The organism is Neotamlana nanhaiensis (assembly GCF_000943555.1).
GTDB classification, from domain to species: domain Bacteria; phylum Bacteroidota; class Bacteroidia; order Flavobacteriales; family Flavobacteriaceae; genus Neotamlana; species Neotamlana nanhaiensis.
The window spans coordinates 366315-377790 of the sequence record NZ_JTDV01000010.1 but is presented as its reverse complement, the minus strand read 5'-3'; the positions used below and the strand labels follow the sequence as shown (position 1 = coordinate 377790).

11 protein-coding genes are annotated in these 11476 nt (G+C 34.1%); 3 read left to right on the top strand and 8 right to left on the bottom strand.

All coding sequences use genetic code 11. From position 1 onward, the window contains the following. The 8 genes from PK35_RS12280 to miaB form a co-directional block, all read right to left on the bottom strand. The coding region (locus tag PK35_RS12280; protein WP_044626850.1) for a hypothetical protein at window positions 1–1515 on the bottom strand (1515 nt) is incomplete at its 3' end. A gap of 157 nt (window positions 1516–1672) precedes the next feature. Then, window positions 1673–3304: a chaperonin GroEL gene (gene groL, locus PK35_RS12275; RefSeq protein WP_044626848.1), complete on the bottom strand. Its 1632-nt coding sequence runs from the start codon at window positions 3302–3304 to the stop codon at window positions 1673–1675. A gap of 122 nt (window positions 3305–3426) precedes the next feature. Then, entirely contained in the window at window positions 3427–3702 is a 276-nt protein-coding gene (locus PK35_RS12270; RefSeq protein ID WP_044626847.1) for a co-chaperone GroES, read from the bottom strand. Between the two features lie 165 nt (window positions 3703–3867). After that, window positions 3868–4218 (bottom strand): preprotein translocase subunit SecG, encoded by a 351-nt coding sequence (gene secG, locus PK35_RS12265; protein ID WP_044626846.1) that lies wholly within the window; start codon window positions 4216–4218, stop codon window positions 3868–3870. Between the two features lie 6 nt (window positions 4219–4224). Further along, window positions 4225–5190, bottom strand: a complete 966-nt coding sequence (locus tag PK35_RS12260; protein ID WP_044626845.1) for a hypothetical protein — start codon at window positions 5188–5190, stop codon at window positions 4225–4227. A gap of 46 nt (window positions 5191–5236) precedes the next feature. Continuing rightward, window positions 5237–5746 (bottom strand): LPS assembly lipoprotein LptE, encoded by a 510-nt coding sequence (gene lptE, locus PK35_RS12255; protein ID WP_044626844.1) that lies wholly within the window; start codon window positions 5744–5746, stop codon window positions 5237–5239. A gap of 17 nt (window positions 5747–5763) precedes the next feature. Then, window positions 5764–7032, bottom strand: coding sequence for a sigma-54 interaction domain-containing protein (locus PK35_RS12250; protein WP_044626843.1), 1269 nt, complete (start codon window positions 7030–7032; stop codon window positions 5764–5766). An 8-nt stretch (window positions 7033–7040) separates the two neighbouring features. Then, window positions 7041–8489 carry a tRNA (N6-isopentenyl adenosine(37)-C2)-methylthiotransferase MiaB gene (miaB, locus tag PK35_RS12245; RefSeq protein ID WP_044626842.1) on the bottom strand — a complete coding sequence of 483 codons (1449 nt, stop codon included), beginning with the start codon at window positions 8487–8489 and terminating at the stop codon, window positions 7041–7043. Window positions 8490–8700: 211 nt separating this feature from the next. On the opposite strand from miaB, the gene PK35_RS12240 reads away from it, so the two are divergent. The 3 genes from PK35_RS12240 (at window position 8701) to PK35_RS12230 (ending at window position 11345) form a co-directional block, all read left to right on the top strand. Further along, the gene (locus PK35_RS12240) at window positions 8701–9153 is read left to right on the top strand and encodes a hypothetical protein (protein WP_044626841.1); all 453 of its coding nucleotides are present in this window, start codon (window positions 8701–8703) and stop codon (window positions 9151–9153) included. Window positions 9154–9228: 75 nt separating this feature from the next. Next, entirely contained in the window at window positions 9229–10452 is a 1224-nt protein-coding gene (locus PK35_RS12235) for an LVIVD repeat-containing protein (RefSeq protein ID WP_044626840.1), read from the top strand. 110 nt (window positions 10453–10562) lie between these two features. Then, window positions 10563–11345: a hypothetical protein gene (locus PK35_RS12230; RefSeq protein ID WP_044626839.1), complete on the top strand. Its 783-nt coding sequence runs from the start codon at window positions 10563–10565 to the stop codon at window positions 11343–11345. Window positions 11346–11476 lie beyond the last annotated feature (131 nt).

Below are 11476 nucleotides of genomic sequence, written 5' to 3'. Positions count from 1 at the left end.
TAGACTTGCCAGATTGTTCAATGTCATCGCCACGTCAGCCAAAAAGGCATTTGGGTTCTCCTTGGCGAGTTTTCTTCTTAGTGAGAGACATTTATTGTAATAAAAAATGGCATTTGAGATTTTTCTGTGAATATCTAAAAAGTATGCAAATTCGAATAAATTATTTGCTGTTTCTTCTAAATTGATAGCTTCTTGGTAATATTTATATGCTAAATTAAACCAGTTTTCTTTTTTTTCTATAACTGTGGTTTGTGCTTTTACCAAAAACTTTTGTGAGAGCTCATGCTTTTCTGTGTTTATAGTTTCAAGTTCTTTATATAACTTATCCTCGTTAAGGAGTTCATTAACTTCTTGATATTTACCTTGTTCAAATAATGTTTTAATTGTACTTAGGTCATTGTTGTTTATTAATTCTTCACTATTTAATAGTTTAGCGAGGTTTAAAACATCATTAACAAAAACCTCTAGTTCCTTTTCGGTATCAATTCTTTGTGTATTTACCTCCAAATGGTTTTGCTCCGCATTGTTTAGTAGGCGTTTTTTTCTTTCTAGGTTGTTGCTGTTTGCTTCTTTAACTTCTAGTTTATAATCCTCTATTTCAATTCTTAGGTTTTCTTCATCGAGGTATAGTGCCTCAAGTTTAGTTTTTATTTTGTTGTAGTTTGTGCTGGCTTTTAAACCTTTTGTGTTAAACAGGATGTTTTTTTTACCGCCTGTTTTTAGTTTTAATGCTTCAACCAAGTCATCAACTTTTTTGTCTATTTGGTTTACTTTCTCGTTAGTGTTTTCTACAATTGAAATAATAGTTTCAACCTTCACTAAAATTGGCTTGTAAGCTGCTTCAATGGCTTCAAGATGGCTTACTACATCATCAATTTTTATATTTATATCATTACTTTGTTGTGTTAAAATTGATAAGTAGTCTGTTTGTATAACTGCTCTAATTCTTTCGTTGCTTTTAAAATCCTCAGTAGCAAAAGCACACATTAATTCATACCAATCGTAGTGTTTGTTTCCTTCATTCCATCCATCCATGATTTTGTTTTTAAGCTCCAGAGGAACTCGCAATTTCATCAATTTCAACTCTTCAAGAAGCATTTCTTTTAATGATAGCTTAATTGTTGGTAATTGCTCATCAACTGAATTACCTTTTGGATTTAGTAGTTGTTCAAACTTACTGTCCAACTCGGTTTTTGGAAAACGAATGTTTGGTTTTTTAAGTTTTGAAAGCTCTTTTTTTAAATAGGATTTTATTTCTTTTAAATCAGTATCATTTTTTACTTCATCAGTAGCAACATGAGTAGCACACAAATAGGCTTTCCTTACTGCTTTTTGGATGTCATGGTTTGCCGGTTCGTCAACATTATTTTTTATTTTGTTAAAAAGATGTTTTGTGCCTTTGCAAAGAAGTTCGTCGGATCTACTTCCAATAAAACTTGAGACGATTGTACCAACAACCGCAGAAGCTTGTAATTGACTTAAAATTGCAGAAGAAATTATTGTAATTGGCTCCAAATGATGATGTTTTTATTTTATGAAATAAATCTAAGTAATTGAAAAATAAAAACATAGTAAAAAAATAAAAAACGTCTCAAAATAAATTGAGACGTTTTTAGTGTTATTGTTTTTACTCAAAAATGAGTGAGATAATTTGCCCGTCGAGGCTCTCGACTTACATCATACCTGGCATACCGCCACCGCCCATTGGAGGCATAGCAGGAGCATCTTCTTTAATATCGATTAAAGCACACTCGGTTGTTAAAATCATACCAGCTACAGAAGCTGCGTTTTCTAAAGCAATACGCGTTACTTTTTTAGGATCGATAATACCCGCTTTAAGCATATCCACATATTCTTCAGATTTAGCGTCGTAACCAAAGTCTTTTTTACCTTCAAGTACTTTATTGATAACAACAGAACCTTCGCCACCAGCATTTTCAACGATAGTACGTAACGGTGCTTCAATAGCTTTGTTTACAATTTGCACACCAGTAGTTTCGTCTAAATTAACGGTTTCAAGGTTTGCTAATACCGCTTTCGCTCTAACTAAGGCAACACCACCACCAGCAACAATGCCTTCTTCTACAGCAGCGCGAGTAGCATGTAAAGCGTCATCAACACGGTCTTTTTTCTCTTTCATTTCAACTTCACTAGCAGCACCAACATAAAGTACAGCAACACCGCCAGCTAATTTTGCTAAACGCTCTTGTAATTTTTCTTTGTCGTAATCGCTAGTTGTGCTTTCAATTTGAGCTTTAATTTGGTTAACGCGTGCTTTAATAGCTTCAGCATCACCAGAACCGTTAACGATTGTCGTGTTGTCTTTATCGATAGTTACAGTTTCAGCAGTACCTAACATTGAAAGATCGGCATTTTCTAAAGTAAACCCTCTTTCTTCAGAAATTACAGTACCACCAGTTAAAATAGCGATATCTTCAAGCATAGCTTTACGTCTGTCGCCAAAACCAGGCGCTTTTACAGCAGCGATTTTTAAACCACCACGTAATTTGTTAACCACTAAAGTGGCTAAGGCTTGTCCGTCAACATCTTCAGCGATTATTAAAAGTGGACGACCAGATTGCGCTACTGGCTCTAAAATTGGAAGGATTTCTTGTAAGTTTGAAATCTTTTTATCGAATAATAAAATGTACGGATTTTCTAAATCGGCAATCATTTTATCAGAATCCGTTACAAAGTAAGGCGATAAATAACCTCTGTCGAATTGCATACCTTCAACAACATCAACATAAGTATCTAAACCTTTAGCTTCTTCAACAGTAATTACACCTTCTTTACCAACTTTAGAGAATGCTTGAGAGATTAACTCACCAATGGTATCGTCGTTGTTTGCAGAAATAGCTGCAACTTGCTTTATTTTTTCTGAAGAATTACCAACTTCTTGTGCTTGCGCTTCAAGGTCTTTAGTAATTGCTTCAACAGCTTTATCAATACCACGCTTTAAATCCATTGGGTTTGCACCAGAAGCTACGTTTTTTAAACCTTCTTTAACAATAGCTTGTGCTAAAACAGTAGCTGTTGTAGTACCATCACCAGCTAAATCGTTGGTTTTACTAGCTACTTCTTTTACCATTTGTGCACCCATGTTTTCGTGGGCGTCTTCTAATTCTACTTCTTTAGCAACCGATACACCATCTTTAGTAATGTGAGGCGCACCAAAGCTTTTAGAAATAATTACGTTACGACCTTTTGGGCCTAAAGTTACTTTCACTGCATTTGCTAATGCATCAACACCGCGTTTTAATCCATCGCGTGCTTCTATATCAAATTTTATGTCTTTTGCCATAATGAAAAATTTTATTTAAAATTTTAAATCTCAATTTTCAAAATATCAAATTCCAATCGGAACGTATATTTGAATTTTTTGATTTTTTTGGAATTTAGTTTTTGATTTTTTGGAATTTGCAATTAAACAATTGCAAGTATATCGCTCTCGCGCATTATTAAGTAGTCGGTACCTTCAAGTTTTAACTCTGTTCCAGCATATTTGCCATATAAAACAGTGTCGCCAACTTTTACGGTAATAGGCTCGTCTTTTGTGCCAGGTCCAGCAGCAACAACAGTACCTTTTTGTGGTTTTTCTTTAGCGTTATCTGGAATAATAATTCCTGAAGCTGTTTTAGTTTCAGCAGCAGCTGGTTCAATAAGAACACGGTCTGCTAATGGTTTAATGTTTAATGCCATTGTGATATATTTTTAATTTTAAAATTAATGTTTACGGTATAGGGTTAAGCTAAAAATGTGCCATTGCGGGGTAACTGACAAACTTTCAGAAAGCCTGTCGTAACTGGTAGAAACAAAAAATGCCAACTGGAAAAGTTGGCATTTTTAAGTGTGAGTTTTTAAATTTTATTCTTCAGAACCTGTTGTTGTGTCGTTGGTTGCTGCTGGTGCTGCAGGAGTAGGAAGTGGTTGCTCGATAGTTTCGTCGGCTTCTAAAGCTTTCGATTCTAAACTGCCAGAACTTCTGTTTACTGCAACATTCGATAATAAAATTAATGCTAAAAGTATGGTTGCTAATGTCCAAGTACTTTTGTCTAAAAAGTCGGTTGTTTTTTTAACGCCTCCTAATTGCTGTGTGCCACCGCCACCAAACGACGATGATAAGCCACCACCTTTAGGGTTTTGTACCATAATTACAACTATAAGTAAAAATGCTACTACTATTATTAAGGCTAAAAATATTGTAAACGTACTCATTATGTTTTATTTATTTTGATCTCTTAATTGTTCTACTGCTTTAATTTGGTCTGCAAAGAAACCACTTTTTTCTGGATATTTCAAACTTAAAATTTTATAAGATTGAATGGCCTTTTTATAATTTTTTTGTTCCACATAAATTCGCGCTAAAGTCTCGGTCATTAATGCTTCGGGTTGAATCATTTGCTCGTTGGCTAAATTGCCTTTTGGAGCAGCATCTTTTACAGGGCTTATTCTTGGATTTTGTTGAATGAATTTATCTATTAAGTCGAACTTTTTTTGTTTTTCTAGGCTGTCTTCTGGGGTGTTTGTGGTGATTTCATCAGGTTCAGAGCTTTCAACAGGAATCGGTTGCTCTGATACTTCTTCGCGTTCAATAGGCTTAAAATGTGATATTTTTAACCACTCGTTAAACGAATGTTTTTCAGTTTTATTAAATTGAAATGGTTTCCCTAAATTTAAAACAGCTTCAGGCGATTTTTTTACATTAGAATCATCAATTAATATAGTTGATTCAATCGCTTTTTTTTTATCAGAAGGTGTTTCTGAAGCTTTTTTGATTTCTTTTGGTTGAAACAAATTAGGGTCTAAAGCGCCATCGGTTTCTTCTATTTGTTTATGTAAGTTATCATCAACTAACGTGCTTCGGTTTACCGAAATATCTTCAGCTTCAACATCAATATCATTTAAATGCGTGGTGTTTTGTTTGATGAATTCTGAAATTTCATTTTGAATAAATTCTTCCGAAGTTATATAATCAAACAGAATACTTCTGTCGGTGGTATAAGCCGCCGTAGTTTTTAGTTCTTGATTGTATTTAAAGCTGTTTTGATCTTTTAAGGCTTTTAAATAAACGGCCCGCGCAGGTTGAAAATAAGGAAACTCCGAAATAATTGACTTTACGGCATCAGATTGTTCGGAAGTTAAAGTTTCCGGATTTTGAAGCATGGATGTAAAATCGGTTTTATTCATTAGATATTCCAAATTTATTTAAAAATTTTAAAATTGTAATAAAAGTTTACCATTTAGCCAGGGTAGCATTAATGATATCTTGTGTTAAACGATCTAAAATTTCTTCGTGAGCTGTCGATTTTTGAGAACCAACTAGTTGTGCACTTCCAGCATAATCGTAGAAAAACGAAAAGGTTTGCTCAACATCGTCTTCTTCGTTATTGGTATTAAAAAAACGAACTCTAACGCTTATGGTTAGTCGGTTTTGTGCTGCGGTATTCGATGAGGTTGAGGTTGTTGGTGAGATACGATAATCGGTAATTTCACCTTCAAAAATTAAATCGGCGTTATTGTTTACTAAGGTATAGTTGGTTTGGTCTTGAATTAAATTTTCGAGCGCTAATTTAAAATCACGGTCAAGACCTGGTTCTATAAGTAAAGCGGTATTTTCAAATCGGTTTACTTGAAAGGTGTCGGCTTCAATAGAGCTTGGTTGTGTAAATCCGTATTGTATTTTGCAGCTATTTAATGTTGTCATTAAAAGGCTGAATAAAATGATATGTTTAATGCGTGTCATGTAAATTAAACTCAAAATTATAAATCGTATTGTTTAATCTTTCTGTATAATGTGCGTTCGCTAATGCCAAGTTCGGCTGCTGCCAATTTACGTTTCCCGTTGTGACGTTCTAGCGATTTTTTTATTAATTCCAGTTCTTTGTCTTGTAACGATAAGGTTTCTTCCTCTTCAATTTCTTCAGCAAAATGATATTTATCGTTAATAGATTCTTCTACAATAGGCGTTGCGGTAGTTTCTGGAATACTTAAAAATGCATCGGTGTCGTTGTGCTCTTCAAAATCGATATCATCATTGGTATCGTTACCGTATATTTTTTGAATTAAGCTTTCATTGTTTTTCTCAACATCTTTAGTGTTACCATTTTTCATAAGTTCCATGGTAAGTTTTTTAAGGTCGTTGAGGTCGCTTTTCATATCGAAAAGCACTTTGTAAAGTATTTCTCGTTCGCTACTAAAATCGCTTTCCGATTTTGTGGTTTTTATTACCGCTGGTAAATTACTTCCTGTAGTTGGTAAATAATTTCGTAAAGTTTCAGCTTGTACGGTACGATTTTGTTCTAAAACTGAAAGTTGTTCGGCAATGTTTCGTAACTGACGAATATTTCCGCTCCAGCGATATTTTAAAAGCATTTGTACTGCACCGTCGCTTAGTTTTACTGTTGGCATTTTGTATTTTAAAGCAAAATCGCTAGCAAATTTTCTAAACAATAAATGAATGTCTTCTTGACGCTCGCGTAAAGGCGGCAAATTAATGTCGACAGTACTTAAACGGTAAAATAAATCTTCACGAAATTTTTCTTTTTGTATCGCTTCAAACATATTTACGTTTGTAGCAGCTACAATGCGCACATTGGTTTTTTGTACTTTACTTGATCCTACTTTTAAAAATTCACCATTTTCTAAAACACGAAGTAAACGTACTTGTGTTGTTAACGGTAATTCGCCAACTTCATCTAAAAAAATTGTACCGCCATCGGCTTCTTCAAAATAACCACTACGCGTTTGTGTTGCGCCTGTAAAAGCACCTTTTTCGTGACCAAAAAGTTCACTATCTATGGTGCCTTCTGGAATCGCGCCACAGTTAACGGCAATATATTTGTTGTGTTTACGATGCGATAACTGATGTATTATTTTAGGAATACTTTCTTTACCAACACCACTTTCGCCCGTAACCAACACCGAAATATCGGTAGGGGCAACCTGTATGGCTTTTTCAATGGCACGATTTAGTGCAGGCGTATTGCCAATAATACCAAAACGTTGTTTTATTGCTTGAACAGATTCCATTTACCTAATTAATTATTTTCAGAATACCCAACCGCTTCGCCAATTAAAGTCGCACTGGTACAGCTGTTAATTTTTACGTTTACAAAATCACCTTCTTTATAGTTTTCTTTAGGGAAAACGGCAACTAAATTTTCTGAGGTTCGCCCAGACCATTCAGCATCCGATTTTTTAGATGATTTTTCAATTAATACTTCAACCACTTTGCCTACGTTGCTTTTCATTACTTCTTCACTTAAATCGCGTTGAAGCTGAACAATTTCTGCTAATCGGCGCTTTTTAATGGCTTCAGGAATATCGTCTTCTAATTTTCTTTCAGCTAAAGTTCCTGGACGTTCTGAGTACGCAAACATGTAGCCGTAGCTATATTTTACGTAGCGCATAAGCGATAAGGTATCTTGGTGATCTTCTTCGGTTTCGGTTGGGAAACCAGAAATCATATCTTGACTAATACCACAATCTGGAATTAAACGACGAATGTTATCAATAATTTCGAAATATTCTTCACGAGTATGTAAACGGTTCATGGCTTTTAAAATACGGTCGCTTCCACTTTGCACTGGTAGGTGAATGTAGTTGCATATATTTTTATGCTTCGCCATGGTTTCAATAACATCGATAGTAAAATCTTGCGGATTGGAGGTTGAAAAACGAAAACGCATTTTAGGTTGCGCCACCGCACACATGTCTAACAGTTTCGCAAAATCTACCGCAGTAGCTTTTTGTATGTCGCTGGCTTTATCGAAATCTTTTTTAAGTCCGCCGCCATACCATAAATAGCTATCTACATTTTGGCCAAGTAAAGTAACTTCTTTGTAGCCTTTGCTCCATAAATCGTTAACTTCTTCAATAATACTTTGCGGATCTCTGCTGCGTTCGCGCCCACGAGTAAATGGTACAACACAAAAGGTACACATGTTGTCGCAGCCACGAGTAATCGATACAAAAGCGGTTATACCATTACTATTTAAACGCACTGGCGAAATATCGCCATAAGTTTCTTCTTTTGATAAAATGACGTTGATAGCGTCTCTGCCTTCATCAACTTCGGCTAAAAGGTTTGGTAAATCTTTATAAGCATCGGGGCCAACAACTAAATCAACAATTTTTTCTTCTTCAAGAAATTTGCTTTTTAATCGTTCGGCCATACAACCTAAAACACCCACTTTCATTTTTGGGTTATGGTTGTTTTTTATCGTGTTATATTTTTCTAAACGTTTACGAACGGTTTGTTCGGCTTTATCACGAATAGAGCAGGTGTTTACTAAAACCAAATCGGCTTCCTCGATGGTTTGCGTGGTGTTAAAACCTTGCTCCGATAGAATTGAAGCCACAATCTCACTGTCGCTAAAATTCATGGCGCAACCGTAACTCTCTATAAAAAGCTTGCGTTTGTTGCCTTCTTTTTGTTCTAGAATTAGCGATTCGCCCTGTTTACTTTCGTCTATTGTCTTTTCCATAATTATTTGAAATATTTCATTTCAACAAGCATGCAAAGATATAATTTATTTATGGTTTGGTGACAAATTGGCAGTTTAAATTTGTTTTAAAGTTTTTTGGAAAATATTGTAAGCAAATGCGCAACCTTTTAGTGTTTCTTATATCTAATAAAAAGTAAAGGTCTTAATAGTTAATGTGTTAACTTTTGCTATTGCTAAAAGTGAAATGAAAATGAAAAATTTTATAAAAGTTGCTCTTTGGGTTGTTGTAATTTTAATGAGTTTAACCAATATGACTTGCGAAGAGAGCGTAGATACTGTTGAAGATTCTGATAATTGTGATAAAACAGTTGTAATTGATGCTAACAATTATAATAATTTACAAACCGACTATTTTACTGTGGTCAATGCTAAAATTATTGGAGATTGCCTTAGTATTAACTTTCAAGCTTCAGGTTGCAGCGGCGATACTTGGGTGTTTAATTTAATAGATTCTGGTGCCATAGCCGAATCGTATCCAGAACAACGCTATTTAAAAATCCAGTTTGTAAATAACGAAGCTTGTCTTGCGGTTTTTACAAAGCAAGTAAGTTTCAATTTAAAACCATTGCAAATAAGTGATAATGGCGGTGAAGTTATTTTGCATATTGATGGTTTAGATGATGCGTTATCGTATAAATACTAAATGTTTAAAAATAAGTAGTTTAAATACGCAACCTTTTTGCTTTTTCGTATCTTTAAAATAAAACCATCTATAACTATGAAAACAAAACTTCTTTGTTTATGTCTTGCTGTTTGTCTTGCATTTTCTTGCGATAATAACGACGATTACGAAATAATACAAGTAGCAACGCCGCTTTTAATGACCAAAGCCGATTTTAGAAATTCCGTTGAAATAGCGGCACCACAAACGATACAGGAAGTCGGTAAAATTTACGCCTATAAAGATTTAATTTTTATTGGAGATGTTGAAGGGATTCATGTTATCGATAATGCAAATCCAGAAACACCAGCAATTGTAAAGTTTATTAAAATTCCAGGAAATGAAGATATTTCGGTAAAAGATGATTTTTTATATGCCGATAGTGCAACCGATTTATTGATTTTCGATATTTCGGATATAAATACTGAAGTGAAGCTTGTTGAAAGATTGGAAGACGTGTTTAGCGTGTACGATTACCAAATGCCTATTGAAGCCGATGAAGCCGATTATAGTAAATTTAATTACGAAGACGATATTATTGTGGGGTGGACCGTTACTGCGGAACGAAGAAAAAAACGGGATGATATGATGGTTGATTTTGCTTTTGATGCGGCTGCAATTGAGTCTACAACAGGAACAGGTGGTTCGTTAGCGCGTTTTCAAATTAAAAACAACTATTTATATACCGTAGGTTCTTACGAAATGACGATTTTTAATATTTCTAATTTATCTAATCCTGTTTTAGAAAATACACATTATGCGGGCTGGAATATTGAAACCATGTTCGAGGCCGACGATTATTTGTATTTAGGAAGTACCAACGGTATGTTTATTTATAGTTTAAACAATCCAGCATCTCCAGAATATGTTTCAGAGTTTATTCATTGGGAAGGTTGCGACCCAGTGGTTGTCGATGGCGATTATGCTTATTTAACCTTGCGTGGCGGTAATTTCTGCGGACAATTAGAAAGTGTACTAGAAGTTATCGATGTAAGTGATAAAGCTAACCCAACCTTGGCGTTGCGCTACACTTTAGAGAATCCTTACGGTTTAGGAATTAAAGGGAATACCCTTTTTGTTTGCGATGGCACTGCGGGTTTAAAATTGTTTAATAAAGAAAATCCTTTGGATTTGAGCATGATAAAGGATTATGATGATATTCAATCTAAAGATGTTATTCCTCTACAAAATTCGTTATTAATGATTGGAGGAAACACTTTATATCAATACGAATACCTCGAAAACGATATAAAACCAATTAGTACTTATAAATTAAATTAAGATTTTAAAACCTTAAATATTAAAGCGCTGCCATATGGTAGTGCTTTTTGTTTGTAATAATTATAAAAAAACGACTACTTTTAGAGAAAATAAAACTATCAAATTAATTTATGAATACCGAAAATGATGTTGCAAAACGCATAGAACAAGCTAGAATGCTAGATTTTGGCGATATTTTTAATAAATCAATAGAGCTATTTAAAAAAACTTGGGTACAAGGGTTGTTGCTGCAGCTGTTTACATTGGTTGTAATGTTGCCTTTAATTCTTATTTTCTATATGCCTTTTATTAATATGATTATTGAACAGCAACGAAACGGTTATGCCGATCCAGAAGCGATGGATAATTTTTTTAATAGTATGTCGGTATTGTATATTGCTGTTGTTATTGTTGGAGTTGTTATTTTAGGAGTAGTTACTACGGCATTAAATGCTGCCTTTTATAGAATAATGAAAAAGATAGATTACAACGAATCGGTAGTAACTCAAGATTTTTTCTATTTCGTAAAAGGAAAGTATTTGGGTAAAATTTTTGTGTTAATGCTTATTGCTATACTTATTGCGATACCTTCGGCATTAATGTGTTATTTGCCGTTATTTTATTTTGCAGTGCCATTGGCCTTTATTTTTGCAATTTTTGCCTTTAACGAAGAGTTATCGGTTGGACAAATTTTGTCACTTTCATTTAAAATAGGAAACAAAAAATGGGGTATCACATTAGGTTTGCTTATTGTGACTTACATTGGTATTACCTTGGCTACTCTAGTAACCTGTGGTTTTGGAGGGATTTTTGTGCAATCTTTTTTGTTTCACCCCGTGTATTTAATTTATAAGGAAGTGGTTGGGTTTAATGAAAAAAGCGCTATTGATGAAATAGGAACAATTTCAGAATAAATAATTTATAAAAAAATTAACAGCCTGTGTTTAAGTTGTTAAATACAGGCTTTTTTAGTTTAAAATGGCTAATGAATGCTTATAAAATTAGGATGTTAAATTTTTTTTAGTATAAATTTGTACCATAAAAC